The sequence below is a fragment of the Streptomyces sp. 3214.6 genome (genome assembly GCF_900129855.1).
Lineage (GTDB): Bacteria > Actinomycetota > Actinomycetes > Streptomycetales > Streptomycetaceae > Streptomyces > Streptomyces soliscabiei.
The window spans coordinates 2,668,103-2,685,425 of sequence record NZ_LT670819.1 but is presented as its reverse complement, the minus strand read 5'-3'; the positions used below and the strand labels follow the sequence as shown (position 1 = coordinate 2,685,425).

Sequence of the window (17,323 nt, the reverse complement as noted above, 5' to 3'; positions counted from 1 at the left end):
GCCCCGGCCGTGCCTTGCCGTGCCGGAGGAGCGTCCGGTCGACCCGCCTACGCTGTAAACAACTGGCCGGTGACCCTGGCGGCCAGCCCGTTCGCACCGGGTCTTCTCGAGGGGCCTCTGGGCAGGCGATCCGCCGCCCTGCTTCCCGTCGCCCCGCTCGCCGCCCTCACGGCACAGCCGACCTGGGGCGAAGGCGGGGAGCCGGAAAGTGCGTGCCAGGCGCGGGGGCCGGGATCCCGTCCGGGTCAGCCGATGGTGCGGCCGTAGGCCCTCAGGGTGCGCAGCGCCTCGATCGTCACCATGGGACGTGCCTCCAGGGCGGTGCCCGGCGCCCAGCGGCGCCATCGGATCGGCCAGCCGCCGTCCTTCTGCTGCTCGTCGGCGAGATGGTCCAGGCAGCGTGTCATCTCGTCGTCGGTGAACCACGCGCGCGCGAGCGAGTGCGGTGTCCGCGCGAAGTCGTACGGGAAGTGGTGCTCGCCCGGCGCGTAGCCGGGCGCGACCGGGTACGCGTCCAGCTGGTCCGGGTCCAGCGCGGCGAGCCGCTGCGTGCGCACCAGGCGGCCGAGACGGTCGGCGGCCGCCTCCGCCCGCGGGCGGTCGGGGGCGGAGTCCAGGAAGGCCACCGCGGCCTCGACCTCGTACGGATGGGACCGCTCCAGGGAGTCCACCGCCTGCCAGCAGAAGTCCGTGGCCCGGAACAGCCAGGCGTGCCACACCTCGTTGCGGTGCAGCAGGCCCACCACCGGCCCCGTGGACAGCAGTTCGCTGGGCGGATCGTCCACGATCGGGATGAAGGGGGCCGCCGGATAGCCGCGCTGGCTGGGATGGATCGCCGGCAGCGCGCCGTCGGACGCGGAGACGGACGTGAGATAACGGCACACCCGCTCCACGCGCCGCCCGCCGAGGCGCCCGATGGCGTCCAGGACGCGCAACGCGCGCACGGTGTGCAGGGGCTGGCTGACGGGACCGCGCAGATCGGGCTCCAGAGCGTGGCCGTATCCGCCGTCCTCATTGCGGTAGGCGTCGAGAGCGGTCTCGACGGGGTCGGCGGAGCCGTGGAGGAAGTCGTGCGCGAAGAGCCGCTGCTCCAGCACGCGCGCGGTGAGCCACACGAAGTGCTCGGCGCGGAAGAGCGGGGAGTGCGCCGGGGGCGTCGGGGGGAGTGGGGATGCTCCAGTTTCGGCCATGGTCAGACCGTAGGGCGGAAAGCGGTCTCGACAGGCGGTCCCGGCAGGGGGCACCCCCGGGCGCGGGATACTGGTGTCATGCGGTTGACGGTCTTCTGGCAGCGGATGGACGAGCACTTCGGCGTGGGATACGCCGAAACCTTCGCGCGCGATCATGTGATGGCGGAACTCGGCGGACGTACGGTGCACGAGGCGCTGGCGCACGGCTGGGAAGCCAAGGACGTGTGGCGCGTGGTGTGCGTGGTGATGAACGTTCCGCAGGAGATGCGCTGATCCGTCACGAAGATCGCAGGCGGCTGTCCGGTTGTCAGTGGCGTAGGCGAGACTTGGTCCGTGGCACCCACTGACGAGACCGGGCATATCGCCCGGCACCCATCCCCGCTCGGCACGACGCCGCCCACCGGGCCGCCCCCGGCCGACGGCGGCACCGCTCAGGGTGCCCGCATGCCGGGCTGGCTTCCGCGCGCCATGGTGCTCGCGCTCGCTCTCGTCGCGGCCTTCCAACTGGGCACCTGGGCCTTCCACCAGCTCATCGGCCTGCTGCTCAACATCCTGATCGCGTTCTTCCTGGCTCTCGCCATAGAACCCGCGGTCAGCCGAATGGCTGCCCGCGGGATGCGCAGGGGGCTCGCCACCTTCCTGGTCTTCTTCGGCCTGCTGATCGTGGTCGCCGGTTTCTTCACGCTCCTCGGCTCGATGCTCGCGGGGCAGATCATCAAGATGATCGAGGGCTTCCCGGAGTACCTCGACTCCGTGATCAACTGGGTCAACACCACGTTCCACACCGACCTCAGGCGCGTGGACATCCAAGAGGGGCTGCTGCACTCCGGCTGGCTGAGGAAGTACGCCCAGAACAGTGCCGCCGGTGTGCTGGACGTCTCCACGCAGGTCCTCGGCGGTCTCTTCCGACTGCTGACGATCGCCCTGTTCTCGTTCTACTTCGCCGCCGACGGCCCTCGCCTGCGTCGCGGACTGTGCTCCGTCCTGCCGCCCGCCAAGCAGGCAGAGGTGCTGCGCGCGTGGGAGATCGCCGTCGACAAGACCGGCGGATACCTGTACTCGCGCGGGCTGATGGCGTTGATCTCCGGTGTGGCGCACTACGTACTGCTGGAGGTCCTTGGCATTCCGTACGCGCCCGTGCTCGCCGTCTGGGTGGGCGTGGTCTCGCAGTTCATCCCGACCATCGGCACGTATCTCGCCGGTGCCCTGCCCATGCTGATCGCCTTCACCGTCTCGCCCCTGTACGCCCTGTGGGTGCTGATCTTCGTCGTGGTCTACCAGCAGTTCGAGAACTACATGCTGCAGCCCAAGCTGACCGCGAAGACCGTCGACATCCACCCCGCCGTCGCCTTCGGCTCGGTCATCGCCGGCACCGCACTCCTGGGCGCCGTCGGCGCGCTGATCGCCATCCCGGCGGTCGCCACGCTCCAGGCCTTCCTGGGTGCCTACGTCAAGCGCTACGACGTCACCGACGACCCCCGCGTCCACGGTCACCGGGGCCGCGGCGAGGGGCCGGGACCGCTCACCCGCGCGCGGTCGCTGTGGGCGCGCCTACGGGACCGGGCGGGCAGCGGGTCGCGGGAAGGGGCCGGCTGACGGCCGAAGCGAGCGTCAGTACGCGAGGACGGCCCACACCCCGGCCGCGGCGACCGCGGCCACGTAACACCCCACCGCCGCGGCCACGATCCGCCACCGCACGGCCTCGCTCCAGGGCGTGGGGACCAGCAGTCGGGCCAGCGCCGGCAGCACCAGAACGGCATGCAGGCCGATCCCGTGCAGGGGCTTGAGCGGAGCCGTCGAGTGGTACGCCGCCTCCTGGTGCCCCGTGCGGGTGAGCACCACACCGCGCGCGATCATCGCCGCCCCCGAGGCGAGCGCGACCAGCAGGATCGCGAAACCGGCGCGCACCGCGAGGGCCATCCCGGCCGGGCCCGTCGGCCGGCGTCGGAAGGACGCCACGGCGAACACGGTGAGCAGCACCACGAGGACGCCGCCGCCCACCGCGAGCATCATGGACACCGCCGTGTCGAAGGGCGTCTGCATGTTCAGATGCGAGGGCACTCTCCGCCATGCCTGGAGGGTGATGCCCCCGACCTCCACGACGCAGTCGGCGGCGAACACCCCGAGCAGCGCGGTCCGCAACCGCGGTCCGACCCGCACGTACGACGTGACCCAGGTGATCGCGATCAGCGTCGCCCCGAAGGACAGCCCGAACGTGACGGGCTTGCGCCAGGAGACGGGTCCGTCCCAGGGGCCGCCGTCGACGGCGAACACCACCAGGTGGACGAGGCCGGAGAGGATCAGCAGGAGCGCTGTCGCCCCGTAGAGGCGGTACAGCAGCCGAGGGCTCGGACGGGCGGGTTCGGCTGCGCGGAGGGGCATCGTGGTCGTCTGCTCGTGCATGCACCGAGCCTCTCGGCTGCGTCGTACGCCGTCGTCGTCCGGGCGAAGACATCCGCCGTACGCCCGGCGGAGCAGCCGTGAGCGGGGACCGTGAACGTAGCCTCGGAAGTGCCGCGTGGTGCACTTGACACAAAAATCGAACATCCGTTCTTATGAGGGCTCCGGTGAGGCTCTGGTGGGGCTCCCCGCAGGGAATTCGTCCCGATTGGGATGGATAAGTGCCTGAGTTATCCACAGGCCGGACCGGCGTCGGGGCGCATTGTCAGTGGCAGGCGTTAGCGTCATTGACGTGAAGCGATCGACTCAAGCAAATCGGGTGGAACCCATGGCAGGAACCGACCGCGAGAAGGCTCTTGATGCCGCACTCGCACAGATTGAACGGCAGTTCGGCAAGGGCGCCGTGATGCGCCTCGGCGAGCGGCCGAACGAGCCCATCGAGGTCATCCCCACCGGGTCGACCGCACTCGACGTCGCCCTCGGTGTCGGCGGGCTGCCGCGCGGCCGCGTGGTGGAGGTGTACGGCCCGGAGTCCTCCGGCAAGACGACGCTGACGCTGCACGCCGTGGCGAACGCGCAGAAGGCGGGCGGCCAGGTCGCCTTCGTGGACGCGGAGCACGCCCTCGACCCCGAGTACGCGAAGAAGCTCGGTGTCGACATCGACAACCTCATCCTCTCCCAGCCCGACAACGGCGAGCAGGCCCTGGAGATCGTGGACATGCTGGTCCGCTCCGGCGCCCTCGACCTGATCGTCATCGACTCGGTCGCCGCGCTCGTCCCGCGCGCGGAGATCGAGGGCGAGATGGGCGACAGCCACGTCGGTCTGCAGGCCCGTCTGATGAGCCAGGCACTGCGGAAGATCACCAGCGCGCTCAACCAGTCCAAGACCACCGCGATCTTCATCAACCAGCTCCGCGAGAAGATCGGCGTGATGTTCGGCTCCCCCGAGACCACGACCGGTGGCCGCGCGCTGAAGTTCTACGCGTCGGTGCGGCTCGACATCCGTCGCATCGAGACGCTGAAGGACGGCACCGACGCCGTCGGCAACCGCACCCGCGTCAAGGTCGTCAAGAACAAGGTCGCGCCGCCCTTCAAGCAGGCCGAGTTCGACATCCTCTACGGCCAGGGCATCAGCCGCGAGGGCGGCCTGATCGACATGGGCGTGGAGAACGGCTTCGTCCGCAAGGCCGGCGCCTGGTACACGTACGAGGGCGACCAGCTCGGCCAGGGCAAGGAGAACGCCCGCAACTTCCTGAAGGACAACCCCGACCTCGCCAACGAGATCGAGAAGAAGATCAAGGAGAAGCTGGGCGTCGGCGTACGTCCGGAGGAGCCCGCCGCAGAACCGGGCGCGGACGCAGCGGGAGCCGCGGGCACGCCTGTGGACGACCCCGCCAAGGCGGTTCCGGCTCCCGCCGCCAAGGCAGCCAAGACCAAGGCCGCGGCTGTCAAGAGCTGATCCGTGACGCGACGAACGGACTGGGCCGAGTACGTCCACCCCGACACCCAACGGGGGGCGGGGGGCGGGGGCGGGGCCGACGGCGGCCCTGCCCAAGGCGGCGACGGCTGGTCGGACAGCTGGTCGGACGGTGGCTCGTACTCGCCCGAGGGGGCGGAGGGCGAAGCCCGCGAGGCCCGGCCCCGTGGCGGCCGGGCGCGACGCGGTGGCGAGGGCGGCCCACGTGGCGGGCGTGGGCGCCGTCGGCGCGGCTTCGGAGAACCGTCCGCCGAGGACGGAGGCACCCCCTCCTCGTCGAGGGCCGAGCAGGGGGAGCCTTCAGGGGACCCGGCTGAGCGGGCACGGGCGATCTGCCTGCGCCTGCTCACCGGGACCCCGCGCACACGCAAGCAACTCGCCGACGCCCTGCGCAAACGAGAGATCCCGGACGACGTGGCGGAGGAGGTGCTCTCGCGGTTCGAGGAGGTCGGGCTGATCAACGACAGTGCCTTCGCGGACGCCTGGGTGGAGTCACGACATCACGGCAGGGGACTGGCCCGACGCGCGCTCGCCCAGGAACTGCGGACCAAGGGAGTCGACGCGGCGCTGATCGAGGACGCCGTCGCCCAGCTGGACTCCGAGCAGGAAGAGGAGACGGCGCGCGAACTCGTCGCCCGCAAGCTGCGCTCGACCCGCGGCCTCGACCGCGACAAACGACTGCGCCGTCTCGCCGGCATGCTCGCACGCAAGGGCTACCCCGAGGGCATGGCCCTACGGGTGGTCCGGCAGGCACTGGAGGAGGAGGGCGAGGACACGGAGTTCATGGAGGGGGACGGGAACTGAGCCCATTGAAGGGCAAGCGGGGGGGAGGGGGGAGGGGAGGGAAGGGGGGAGAGGGAAACCGGTGGCAGCGCCGACCTCCCCGCCGAGAGGCGGTAGGGATAACCCCCCACTGAGGACGCCGGACCACCGCAGTGCACAAGCATCTGTGCACAGGCGACTGTGTACGCATGTCCCAGGAACCCGGCGTTGACGAGCTCTCAGAAGCGGAACCCGAGAGGCCGCCAGAGCCGAAGAACCCGCCCATGGCCCCCGCGGCCCCCGTTGCCCCCGCGGCCCCCGTTGCCCCCGCGTCTCCCGTCGAACTCGGCGACCTCGCCGCGCTCAAGGCGCTGGCTCAGCCACGCCGTCAGCGCATGCTCGAACATCTCATCCTGCACGGCCCGGCCACCTCGGCGACTCTCGCCCGAGCCCTCGGCCTGAACACCGGAGCCACCAGCTACCACCTGCGTGAGCTGGCCCGGTACGGCTTCGTCGAGGAGATGGCCGAGGCCGGGCGCGCGGAGCTGTCCGCGCACCGGGAGCGCTGGTGGCGGGCGGTCCCGGGCGACCTCAGGTTTCCGCCGCGCAGCCGTCAGAGTCCCGAACTGCGGCACGTCATGGACGAGCTGAACCACCATGCCTACGCAGCCGACCTGGACCTCTTCGAGCGGCTTCAGCGGGACGCGGGCGACGGCGACCCGTGGGCGGACGCGTTCCCCTACTCGCGCGGCACCATCCGGCTCACCCTGCCCGAACTCCGGGAGTTCTTCGAGGAGTACATCGCCCTCCTCAACCGCTACAAGCGATCCGACGCCGAGACCCCACCGGGCGCACGCACCCTGCTCACCCGCTTCCTGGCCTTCCCCGCCCCCGCGAGAGAGACGGATCCCTCATGATGCTGCGCTACGCCCTGAAGACCGTCCGCGCCCGCAAAGCGGGTTTCTTGGGCGCCTTCCTCGCGCTGTTGTGCGCGGCCGCCCTGATCACCGCGTGCGGCACCCTCCTGGAGACGGGGCTGCGGGGCGCGATCCGTACCGAGCGTTACGCGGCCGCCCCGGTCGTGGTCTCAGCCGACCAGAACGTCCACCGGACGACCGTCAAGCACAAGAAGGGCAAGACAAAGGTCAAGCACAAGGCCAAACCCATCGCCGAGCGTGCGTGGCTCCCGGCCGACCTGGAGCGCAGGCTCGTCTCCGCACCCGGTGTCGCCCGTGTGATCCCCGAACTCACCTTCCTCGCCGAACCGTTGACACCCGACGGCGGCCCGGTCGCCGACGGCGTGCCCGCCTACGGGCATGCCTGGGAGTCCGCGGTGCTGACGCCGTACCGGCTCACGGCGGGCGCCGCTCCCGCAGCCGCCACCGATGTGGTCGTCGACGGCGACCTCGCCGCACGCGCCCGCCTCGTGCCCGGCGACCGGCTCACCGTCCAGTCGACGCAGGCCCCGCGCACCTACCGCGTCTCCGGTATCGCCGCCCCCGCCACTGCCGTACGCCACCAGAGGGCCCTGTTCTTCTCGGCCGCCGAGGCCCGCCGGCTCGCCGCCCACCCCGGGCAGGTCACCGCGTTCGGCGTGCTGCCGAAGACGGGCGTCGGGACGGGCCCGCTCCGGCAGGCCGTGGCCACGGCGCTGCACGGCACCGGCGCCCAGGTCAGCGCCGGCGACGGCCGAGGGCCCGTCGAGTTCCTGGACGCCGCCGCGGCCCGCACCAAGCTGATCAGCATGGGCGGAGCGATGGGCGGCACCTCGCTCCTCGTGGCGGTCCTCGTGGTCGTCGGGACCTTCGCTCTCTCCGTACAGCAACGCGAACGCGAACTGGCCCTGTTGCGTGCCGTCGCCGCGACCTCCGGACAGATCCGCCGGCTGCTCGGGCGGGAGGCCCTGATCGTCGCGCTGGCCGCGGGCACGGCCGGAGCTCTCCTGGGGCTTCCCCTGGGGGCCTGGCTCCACGGCAGGTTCGTCGCCCTGGGTGCTGTACCCGCCACGCTCCAGCACACCGTGAGCGTCTTCCCGCCGCTCGCCGCCGTCGCCGCGACCCTGTTCGGCGCGTGGGCCTCCGCACGCATCGCCTCCCGCCGGGTGGCCCGGATCCGCCCGGCCGAGGCGCTCGCCGAGGCCCGCACCGAACGGACCCGGCCCGCCTGGGGTCGGCTCCTCGCAGGTGTGCTGCTGCTCGCCGGTGGCGCCGTCCTCGTGGCGCTGCTCACTGTCCTGCGCACCGAGCCCGCTTCGACGCCCGTGACGTTCCTCGCTGTCGTCGTGCTCTCCACCTCCGTCGCTCTGCTCGCGCCGCTGCTGGTCAGGGCGGCCGCTGCTCTCCTGGCCGGACCGTTGCGGCTGACCGGTCCCGGTGGCCGGCTCGCCACCGCCAACCTCCGTGGCAACGCGGTCCGTATGGCCTCCGTCGTCACCCCTCTCACTCTGCTCATCGGCATGACCTGCACGGTGCTGTTCGTGCAGCCCACCCTCGGCGACGCGGCCCGCGCCCAGGCCCGCGACGGCGTCCGCGCCGACTGGGTCGTCGCCTCCCAGGGGCCCGGCGTCCCGGGCGATGCGGCACGACGGCTCCGGGCGCAGGACGACGTCGTCACCGAAGTGGTCCGTACCACCGTCCGGGTCGGCCTCGACAAGTACGCGGCCCAGGGCGTCACTCCGGCCGGGCTCGCCCGCACCTGGGACCCGGATGTCACCGCCGGCTCCCTCGGCGAACTCGCCGAGGACACCGTCGCCGTCAGCGAACTGGCCGCGGACCAGCTTCACTTGACGCCCGGCAGCACCCTGAAGCTCACGCTCGGCGATGGCACGCCCGCCACACTCACCGTCGCCGCCGTCTACGCCAGGGGCCTCGGCTTCGGAGACCTCACCTTCGCGCACGACCTGGTCGCCCGCCACGTCGACAACCCGCTCTCCTCCTCCCTCCTCGTCAGCACGGCCCGTACACAGACACAACTCTCGACTACGCTGCGTGAGTTCCCGGGACTCGCGGTGATTTCTCCGGCCACTGCCGACTCGCTGCAGGCCGAGCGGCAGCAGGCGAACGCCGAGGTCAACTTCCTGGCCATGGGGCTCGTCCTGGCGTTCACCGCCATCGCCGTGGTCAACACGCTCGCCATGTCGGTCTCCGAACGCGTCCGGGAGTTCGCGCTGCTGCGTCTCGCGGGGGCGACCCGGCGTCAGGTGCTGCGCATGCTGCGCACCGAGGCCCTGTCGGTTCTCCTCCTCGCCGCGGCCCTCGGCACTGCGGTCGCCCTGGCCGTCCTGACCGCGTTCAGCGTCGGCATGACCGGCCGGGCGGCCCCGGCGGTCGTACCGCTCGTGTACGCCACGGTGGTCGCGGGAGCCGGGCTCCTCGCGCTCGTCGCCACCGCTCTGCCGGGGCGGGTGGCGCTCAGGGTCCGCGCGGTGACGGTGGCGACGGCCAAGGAGTGACCCCGGCTACCGACTTTCATTCGTAGTGCATTGGGCTTCAGCCCGGTGGTGAAGCGAATCTCGTGATTGCGGCGCGGAGCGTCGCGGTGTCGTTCCGGCGGAGCCGGACACTGCGGTCATAGGGGTGAGGCGGGGAACGGGTGTTCCCGGCGACATCGAGTGGCGTGTGTTCGTACGATCACCGAATGCAGCTTCGGTACGCCTTCAGGTTGTACCCGGAGCCTGGTCAACGCGCCGCGTTGGCACGGGCGTTCGGGTGCGCCCGCGTTGTGTTCAACGACGCGGTACGCGCCCGTGAGGATGCCCACGCTGCTCGGCAGCCCTACCCCAGTACCGCCGCCCTGTCCCGGCAACTGGTCACCCGGGCCAAGAACACCCCCGAACGTTCCTGGCTGGGTGAGGTCTCCTCGGTCGTCCTGCAGCAGGCTCTGCGGGATGTGGAGGCCGCGTACCGGAACTTCTTCGCTTCGCTGAAGGGCGAGCGCAAGGGTAAGCGGGTGGGTGCGCCGCGTTTCAGGTCACGCAAGGATGCCCGGCAGGCGATCCGGTTCACCGCTAACGCCCGCTGGAAGATCACCGAGGGCGGGCGGCTGTCCCTGCCGAAGATCGGTGACGTGCAGGTCAAGTGGTCACGGATCCTGCCCGCCGTGCCATCGAGTGTGACGGTGATCCTAGATGCGGCGGGCCGGTACTTCGCCAGCTTCGTCATCGACACCGACCCGGACACCGACCGGGCCCGTTGGACGGAGCCGGACCCCGAGGGGGCGATCGGCATCGATCTGGGCCTGACGCACTTCGCGGTCCTCTCCGACGGCACGAAGATCGACTCGCCGCGGTTCGTGCGCCGGGCGGAGAAGAAGCTGAAGAAGGCCCAGCGGGAGCTGTCCCGCAGACAGAAGGGATCGAAGAACCGCAATAAGGCCCGGTTGAAGGTCGCCCGTGCCCACGCGGCTGTGGCCGATGCGCGCAAGGAGTTCCACCATCAGCTCTCCACACAGTTGATCCGCGAGAACCAAGCGGTTGCGGTGGAGGACTTGGCGGTATCCGGGCTCGTGCGCACCCGGTTGGCCAAGAGTGTGCACGATGCGGGTTGGTCGCAGTTCGTGACCATGCTCGAATACAAGGCGAAACGCTACGGGCGGACCTTCGTGAAGATCGGCCGGTTTGAGCCTACGAGTCAGGCGTGCTCGGCCTGCGGCCACCGGGACGGGCCCAAGCCCCTGCACGTGCGGGAGTGGACCTGCCCCGCCTGCGGCACCGTCCACGACCGGGACCACAACGCTGCGATCAACGTCAAACGGGCCGCCGGACTGGCGGCATCGGCCTGCGGAGCGCCGGTAAGACCAGGACTTGTCCCGGCACAGCGCGAAGAAACAGGAAGCCATGGAACCCCCACCCGAACCCGTGCCGCGTAGCGGCACAGCAACAGGTGAGGACGGCCAGAATCCTGGGGCTTCAGCCCGAGGAGCAAGTCAAGAGGTCACCGGGAGCCCCGCCGCCTTCCAAGCCTGGAAACCGCCGACGAGGTCGGTCGTCCGGTGCAGCCCCAGCTGGTGCAGGGACGCGACGGCCAGGCTCGACGCGTAACCCTCGTTGCAGATCACGACGGCACGCACGTCGTGGCTCGTGGCCTCGGGGAGGCGATGGCTGCCCTGGGGGTCGAGCCGCCACTCCAGTTCGTTGCGCTCCACGACCAGCGCCCCGGGTATCAGCCCGTCCCGCTCACGCAGGGCCGCGTACCGGATGTCGACGAGCAGCGCGTCACCCGCGCGGGCGGCCTCGTACGCCTCCCGTGCCTCCACGCGCGCGTACCCCGCGCGCACCCGATCGAGCAGTTCGTCTATGCCGGGTGGCCGTTCGCCGTCCGGCCGCTCCTCCTGAGGCGGGTTCGCGCCGCTCACTGCCAGTCCTCCGGCCGCTCGACCTGCTCAAGCCGGAGCACCTGCCCGGTACGGCTGTAGCGGCGGATGCGCGGCAGCGGCGGGTAGTAGGCGTGGACGGAGACGGCGTGTTCCTCGGTGGACTCGTTGAGGACCTCGTGGACGTGATGGCGTCCGAAGGAGCGGCCCCGGCCAGCCGACAGGGTGCGCTCGCGGTCGATGCCGTCCGTCAGCTCCAGGGTCGTCCAGCCGTCGGTGGGCAGCCGCGCGGTGAGCGAGTACTCCTTCAGCTCGCCCCGCGCGGTGAGGAAGGCGCCCACCGAGTCGGCGTGGTCGTGCCAGCCGGTGCCGGTGCCGGGCGGCCAGCCGATCAGCCAGGCCTCGCTGCCGCCGGGTCCCTCCAGGCGCACCCAGGTGCGGCCCTCCGGGTCGAGGGGCAGCGAGGAGATCAGCTCGGTGTCGGCGGCCGTACGCCGGACGAAGTCGAGGAGGTCGGCCTGCGTGGGCGCGGCGACGGCGGTGGGCAGGGAGGGGGAGACAGACACGGACACCGTCCTGAGAAGGTTCGCGGGGAGCGCGCGGCCATGAGAGAGCGCGGGTGCGCAGCGGCGGCGCGCGCCGGTGGGGGAGAGGGATGCGAAGTCAGCAGGACGGACGACACACGCAGCCCGCATAGCGGACGAGGTCCATATGGACCCTCCGCCACAGGTGCACATCGGTGTCGGTCACGATCGGGAGTACACCACGCCGGTGCAACCCGGTCAACTCACTGTCACCATGTGGACCACACGGTGACAGTCAGTACGTCACTTGGCCGCTGAGCCCGCCGTGGCTCCCGCCGGGGACGCCTCCTGCGCCTCCGGCGGCCCGCCCACCGCCGCCTCCGCCGCCGCGTACAGGTCGGCCGCGCGGACCCCGTTGAGAGCGGTGACCAGATGGCCGTCGGGCCGGATCAGCAGGACGGTGTGGGCGGCCGCGCCTGGGTAGGTCTCGGCGACGAGCAGCTCGGCCGGGCTCGGCAGGGCCGTCACCGCGGCCGCGAGCCGGGGCATGATGCCGGCGCCGACCCAGTGCCTGCGCTCCCACACACCCGTGCCCGGCGCGATCAGCAGAACGAGCAGCGCGCCCCGGCCGAGCCGCTCCCGCAGGCGTACGAACGAGCCGTCCTCCGCCGTCACGCGCACATCCTCGGCCGGTGCGCCGGGCGGCGTCGTCACCGGTACCTCGGCCTCCAGGTGGCGGGGGGCGAGCGGGGAGTCGTCGTACCTGCCCGGCGCGCCCAGCGGGCCGCGTCCCAGGTGGCCGTCGGTGAGCAGCACGTCGTGGCCGCGGGCCGCGCCGGGGACGTACGCCCTGAGGCCCCCGCCGCCGCGCAGCAGCGGCAGCGCCTGGTCGGCGGCGCGCAGCCGGGCGGCGACGGCGGCGCGCCGCTCCGCCTGGTAGCTGTCGAGCAGCGCCTCGTGCGTCCCGTGGTGCCAGGCCAGGGCCAGTTTCCAGGCGAGGTTGTCGGCGTCGCGCAGGCCCTCGTCGAGGCCCTGGGTGCCGAGCGCGCCGAGCAGGTGCGCGGCGTCCCCGGCAAGGAAGACGCGCCCCACACGCCAGCGGCGGGCGAGCCGGTGGTGCACGGTGTGGACGCCGGTGTCGAGCAGTTCGTACGCGGGTGTGGGGCCCTCGCTCCAGCCCGCGAGGGTCTCGCGGATGCGGGCCACGAGCAGTTCGGGCGTGACGAGGTCCTTGCCGGGCGGCAGCAGCCAGTCCAGACGCCAGACGCCGTCCGGCAGCGGGCGTCCGGTGATCTCCCCGGCGGAGGGACCGGTCGTCCGCCACGGGGGCGTCCGATGGAGCAACGCCTCATCCGCCCATGGAAGTTCCGTGCGCAGCGCGGCCACGGCGTGTCGCTCCACCGCCGTACGGCCGGGGAAACGGATGTCGAGGAGTTTGCGGACCGTGGAGCGCGGGCCGTCGCAGCCGACCAGGTGGCTGCCGCGCCACCAGGTGCCGTTAGGGCCGCGGGTGTGCGCCGTGACACCGGACGGTTCCTGCTCGATGGTGTCCAGACGGCTGTCCACGGCGATCTTCACCAGTCGCTCGGACGCGAGGGCGGCGCGCAGGGCGCTCGTGAGCACGTGCTGGGCGATGTGCAGAGGGGCGGGGTCGGTCGTGTCGTCGAAGGCGATCCGCCGGGTCACCTGCTTGCGCCGCATCGACCGCCATCCGGCCCAGTGGACCCCGGCCTCGCCGAGGGGCGCCCCGGTCAGCCGCTCCATCAGCGCGGCGGTGTCCTCGCGCAGCACGACGGTGCGCGCGAGCCGCGGTTCGTCCTTTCCGGGGCCCTCGTCGAGGACCACGGACGGCACCTGCTGGCGCGCCAGCGCCAGGGCGAGCGTGAGCCCCACCGGCCCCGCTCCGACGATGATCACCGGGTCCACGGCGTGCCGCCCCCTGCCCGCGACGGTGTCCTCAGGGATGTGAGTGAACAAAAGGTTGGAGCAGGGTGCACGATCACAGAACGTATGCAACCCATTGTCGTTGTTTGCGTCAAGTGACGGAGGGCAGTGGCGATTATGCCGCTGCCCTCTCGTCGTTCATGCTATTTGACCGTGCGTCAGGTGTAGGTCCTTGTGCCGGGGAGGCCGCCGCCTTCGCCCCCGGTCCCGAAGGAGCCTCCGACTGCCGCCGGATTGAGTTCCTCCATGTCCTCCGCGCTGAGCACCGCCCCAGTGCTCTTCTTGCTGCGTCGCAGCCTCTTCTCCAGCCAGCTCGCGAAGCTGGTCAGGATGAAGTTCAGCACGATGAACATCGCCGCGACCACGATGAAGCTCGGGATGACGTTGGCGTAGTTGGCCGCGAGGGTGCCGCGCGAGTTGAGCAGCTCGGTGAAGCCGATCATCACACCGCCCAGCGCGGTGTCCTTCACGATGACCACGAGCTGGCTGACGATCGCCGGGAGCATCGCGGTGACCGCCTGCGGGAGCAGGATGCTGCTCATCGTCTGGCCCTTGCGCAGGCCGATCGCGTACGCGGCCTCCGTCTGCCCCTTGGGCAGGGAGAGGATGCCGGCCCGAACGACCTCGGCGAGGACCGAGGCGTTGTACAGCACCAGGCCCGTGACGACCGCGTAGAGCGGCCGGTCCTCGCTGCTGACGTTCGTGGAGCGGGAGTAGAACTCGTTGGCGAACAGCATCAGGAGCAGCACCGGGATCGAGCGGAAGAACTCGACCACTGTTCCGGCCACGACGCGCACCCACCGGTGGTCGGACAGGCGTGCGATACCGAAGACGGCGCCCAGCGGAAGGGCGATCACCATGGCGAGGGCCGCGGCCTTCAGCGTGTTGGCGAGGCCGGGGAGCAGGTACGTCGTCCAGGCCTCGGATTCGGTGAACGGCTTCCACAGGGCCGAGGTGAGCTGTTCCTTCTCGTCCATCTTCTGCCACACCCACCACGCGAACAGCGCGAGGAGGACGACGAAGACCACCGAGAAGACGACGTTCCGCCGCTTGGCGCGGGGGCCGGGGGTGTCGTAGAGGACCGAGCTCATCGCTTCACCGCCAGTCGCTTGCTGAGCCAGCCCAGGATGAGGCCGGTCGGCAGGGTCAGTACCACGAACCCGAATGCGAAGACCGCGCCGATGAGCAGCGTCTGCGCCTCGTTCTCGATCATCGTCTTCATCAGATAGGCGGCCTCGGCGACGCCGATGGCGGCCGCCACCGTGGTGTTCTTGGTCAGGGCGATCAGGACGTTGGCCAGCGGTCCGATGACCGAACGGAAGGCCTGCGGCAGGACGATGAGCGTGAGGGTCTGGCTGAACGTCAGCCCGATGGCCCGGGCCGCCTCCGCCTGTCCCAAGGGCACCGTGTTGATGCCGGAGCGGATCGCCTCGCACACGAAGGCCGCGGTGTAGGCGACCAGACCGAGCACGGCGAGCCGGAAGCCCTGGACCTTGAAGTCCTCGGCCCCCAGGGTCATACCGAAGACGTCGGCGAGGCCGAGTGAGCTGAACAGGATGATGACCGTCAGGGGGATGTTCCGGACGATGTTGACGTAGGCGGCGGCGAACCCCCGCATCAGCGGGACCGGGCTGACCCGCATCGCGGCCAGCAGGGTGCCCCAGATCAAGGAGCCCACGGCGGAGAGGGCGGTGAGCTTCACCGTCATCCAGAACGCCCCTAGGACGTCGTAACCTTCAAGAAAGTCGAACACGATCTCCCGCGCTTCCGGGTGGGTGGCGTATGAGGAGGGCGGGGCGCGCCGCCGCCGTGATCGCGACGGACGGCGGCGCACCGCGGGAACCCCGCATGGCTGGGCCGCGGGAGGCGGTTACTTGACGATGACGCCGATCTTCGGGGCCGGCTCGTTCTTGTAGTTCGCCGGGCCGAAGTTGGCCTCGACGGCCTTCTGCCAGGAGCCGTCGCTGACCATCTTCTCCAGCGCCTTGTTGATCTTGTCCACGGTCGCGGTGTCGCCCTTCTTGACGCCGATGCCGTAGTTCTCGTTGCTCAGCTTCAGGCCCGCGAGCTTGAACTTGCCCTTGTACTGCTCCTGAGAGGCGAAGCCCGCGAGGATCGAGTCGTCGGTGGTGACCGCGTCCACGGCACCGCTCTGCAGGCCGGCGATGCACTCCGAGTAGGAGCTCAGCTCCTTCAGGTTCGCCTTCGGGGCGATCGTGTCATGGATGTTCTGCGCCGAGGTCGAGCCGACCACGGAACACAGGTTCTTTCCGTTGAGGTCCGCGGCCTTGCTGATCTTCGAGTCGGTCTTGACCAGCAGGTCCTGGTGGGCCAGCAGGTACGGGCCGGCGAAGTCGACCTTCGCCTTGCGCTTGTCGTTGATCGAGTAGGTGGCCGCGATGAACTTCACGTCACCGCGCGCGAGGGCGTTCTCGCGGTCGGCGCTCTTGGTCTCGACGAACTCGATCTTGTCCTTGTCGTAGCCGAGCTGCTTGGCCACGTACGTCGCGACGTCCACGTCGAAGCCGGCGAAGGAACCGTCGGGCTTCTTCAGGCCGAGACCGGGCTGGTCGTACTTGATGCCGATCTTGATCTTTCCGCCGCCGCTGCCGCCGCTGGAGCTGCTGGAGTCGTCGTCCTTGTTGTCACCGCCGCACGCGGTGGCGGTCAGGGCGAGGACGAGCGCGACGGTCGAGGCGGCGGTGACCTTGCGAAGCTTCATGGTGACTTCCTTGAGAAGAGTGGTGAAGTACTGCGAGCGGGGGCTGAGTTCCGTCAGTGGTGAAGGATCTTCGACAGGAAGTCCTTGGCGCGGTCGCTGCGCGGATTGCTGAAGAACTGGTCGGGCGCAGCCTCTTCGACGATGCGTCCGTCCGCCATGAACACCACGCGGTTCGCAGCCGATCGTGCGAAACCCATCTCGTGGGTGACGACGATCATGGTCATGCCGTCCCGGGCCAGCTGCTGCATGACCTCGAGGACCTCGTTGATCATCTCGGGGTCCAGGGCCGACGTCGGCTCGTCGAACAGCATGACCTTCGGGTCCATCGCCAGCGCCCGCGCGATGGCGACGCGCTGTTGCTGGCCGCCCGACAGCTGCGCCGGGTACTTGTCGGCCTGGGTGCCCACGCCGACCCGGTCCAGGAGGGCGCGCGCCTTGTCCTCGGCCTTCTTCTTGTCGGCCTTGCGGACCTTGATCTGGCCGAGCATGACGTTCTCGAGCACCGTCTTGTGCGCGAACAGGTTGAACGACTGGAAGACCATGCCGACGTCGGCGCGCAGCCGGGCCAGCTCCTTGCCCTCCTGGGGCAGCGGCTTGCCGTCGACCGTGATCGTGCCCTCGTCGATCGTCTCCAGGCGGTTGATGGTGCGGCACAGGGTCGACTTACCGGACCCGGAGGGTCCGATGACCACGACGACCTCGCCGCGCGCGATCGTCAGATCGATGTCCTGGAGAACGTGCAACGCGCCGAAGTGCTTGTTGACGCTCTTCAGGACGACCAGTTCACCGCTCGCGACCATGTCTTCCTTGGCCACCGATACTTCGGTCATCGCTCTGGGGCTCCGTCCTCCTCGGTTTCGGAGGACAGTAGTGACCTGCTGCGATCAGCGTCATTACATCTGAGGGGAATCTGAGCATCACGATCCGATAGCAATCGGACACGTGTCGTAGCACTTGTGACCTGCGCCCGTATCGGCCGGATAACGGAAGCCGC

17 protein-coding genes are annotated in these 17,323 nt (G+C 70.3%); 7 read left to right on the top strand and 10 right to left on the bottom strand.

The window, feature by feature from the left end; all coding sequences use genetic code 11:
- Positions 1–245: 245 nt before the first annotated feature.
- On the bottom strand, positions 246–1,190 hold the full coding sequence (locus tag B5557_RS11950; protein ID WP_079659106.1) for a hypothetical protein: 945 nt from the start codon (positions 1,188–1,190) through the stop codon (positions 246–248).
- 78 nt (positions 1,191–1,268) lie between these two features.
- Here B5557_RS11950 and B5557_RS11945 point away from each other — a divergent pair, with 78 nt between their 5' ends.
- On the top strand, positions 1,269–1,463 hold the full coding sequence (locus tag B5557_RS11945; RefSeq protein ID WP_079659105.1) for a DUF3046 domain-containing protein: 195 nt from the start codon (positions 1,269–1,271) through the stop codon (positions 1,461–1,463).
- Between the two features lie 60 nt (positions 1,464–1,523).
- Positions 1,524–2,786, top strand: coding sequence for an AI-2E family transporter (locus tag B5557_RS11940; protein ID WP_079659104.1), 1,263 nt, complete (start codon positions 1,524–1,526; stop codon positions 2,784–2,786).
- Positions 2,787–2,801: 15 nt separating this feature from the next.
- On the opposite strand, the gene B5557_RS11935 is transcribed toward B5557_RS11940, so the two are convergent.
- Positions 2,802–3,572 (bottom strand): hypothetical protein, encoded by a 771-nt coding sequence (locus B5557_RS11935; RefSeq protein WP_079664735.1) that lies wholly within the window; start codon positions 3,570–3,572, stop codon positions 2,802–2,804.
- A 346-nt stretch (positions 3,573–3,918) separates the two neighbouring features.
- Between B5557_RS11935 and recA the strand changes: the two genes are divergently transcribed.
- The 5 genes from recA to B5557_RS11910 all read left to right on the top strand — a co-directional run bounded on the left by recA (position 3,919) and on the right by B5557_RS11910 (position 10,695).
- The gene (gene recA / locus B5557_RS11930) at positions 3,919–5,049 is read left to right on the top strand and encodes a recombinase RecA (protein WP_079659103.1); all 1,131 of its coding nucleotides are present in this window, start codon (positions 3,919–3,921) and stop codon (positions 5,047–5,049) included.
- Between the two features lie 3 nt (positions 5,050–5,052).
- Complete coding sequence (gene recX / locus B5557_RS11925; RefSeq protein WP_079659102.1) at positions 5,053–5,871, top strand: recombination regulator RecX; 819 nt, start codon at positions 5,053–5,055, stop codon at positions 5,869–5,871.
- Positions 5,872–6,113: 242 nt separating this feature from the next.
- Entirely contained in the window at positions 6,114–6,746 is a 633-nt protein-coding gene (locus B5557_RS11920; protein WP_079659101.1) for an ArsR/SmtB family transcription factor, read from the top strand.
- Positions 6,743–9,280, top strand: coding sequence for an ABC transporter permease (locus tag B5557_RS11915; RefSeq protein ID WP_079659100.1), 2,538 nt, complete (start codon positions 6,743–6,745; stop codon positions 9,278–9,280). The genes B5557_RS11920 and B5557_RS11915 overlap by 4 nt, the downstream gene beginning before the upstream one ends.
- Positions 9,281–9,465: 185 nt before the next feature.
- A complete protein-coding gene (locus B5557_RS11910) occupies positions 9,466–10,695 on the top strand; it encodes an RNA-guided endonuclease InsQ/TnpB family protein (RefSeq protein ID WP_079659099.1) in 1,230 nt (409 codons plus the stop codon).
- Between the two features lie 57 nt (positions 10,696–10,752).
- On the opposite strand, the gene B5557_RS11905 is transcribed toward B5557_RS11910, so the two are convergent.
- From B5557_RS11905 to B5557_RS11875, 8 genes are all read right to left on the bottom strand, one after another.
- Positions 10,753–11,181, bottom strand: a complete 429-nt coding sequence (locus tag B5557_RS11905) for a rhodanese-like domain-containing protein (RefSeq protein ID WP_079659098.1) — start codon at positions 11,179–11,181, stop codon at positions 10,753–10,755.
- A complete protein-coding gene (locus B5557_RS11900; protein ID WP_443031347.1) occupies positions 11,178–11,705 on the bottom strand; it encodes a cysteine dioxygenase in 528 nt (175 codons plus the stop codon). Before B5557_RS11900 ends, B5557_RS11905 begins: the two co-directional genes overlap by 4 nt.
- A 97-nt stretch (positions 11,706–11,802) precedes the next feature.
- Complete coding sequence (locus B5557_RS46240; RefSeq protein WP_311710492.1) at positions 11,803–11,874, bottom strand: putative leader peptide; 72 nt, start codon at positions 11,872–11,874, stop codon at positions 11,803–11,805.
- A 92-nt stretch (positions 11,875–11,966) separates the two neighbouring features.
- Positions 11,967–13,589: an FAD-dependent monooxygenase gene (locus B5557_RS11895; RefSeq protein WP_079659096.1), complete on the bottom strand. Its 1,623-nt coding sequence runs from the start codon at positions 13,587–13,589 to the stop codon at positions 11,967–11,969.
- A gap of 176 nt (positions 13,590–13,765) precedes the next feature.
- The gene (locus B5557_RS11890; protein WP_079659095.1) at positions 13,766–14,698 is read right to left on the bottom strand and encodes an amino acid ABC transporter permease; all 933 of its coding nucleotides are present in this window, start codon (positions 14,696–14,698) and stop codon (positions 13,766–13,768) included.
- The gene (locus B5557_RS11885) at positions 14,695–15,360 is read right to left on the bottom strand and encodes an amino acid ABC transporter permease (protein ID WP_079659094.1); all 666 of its coding nucleotides are present in this window, start codon (positions 15,358–15,360) and stop codon (positions 14,695–14,697) included. The genes B5557_RS11890 and B5557_RS11885 overlap by 4 nt, the downstream gene beginning before the upstream one ends.
- Positions 15,361–15,477: 117 nt before the next feature.
- Positions 15,478–16,329 carry a glutamate ABC transporter substrate-binding protein gene (locus B5557_RS11880; RefSeq protein ID WP_079659093.1) on the bottom strand — a complete coding sequence of 284 codons (852 nt, stop codon included), beginning with the start codon at positions 16,327–16,329 and terminating at the stop codon, positions 15,478–15,480.
- Positions 16,330–16,382: 53 nt separating this feature from the next.
- A complete protein-coding gene (locus B5557_RS11875; protein ID WP_079659092.1) occupies positions 16,383–17,159 on the bottom strand; it encodes an amino acid ABC transporter ATP-binding protein in 777 nt (258 codons plus the stop codon).
- Positions 17,160–17,323 lie beyond the last annotated feature (164 nt).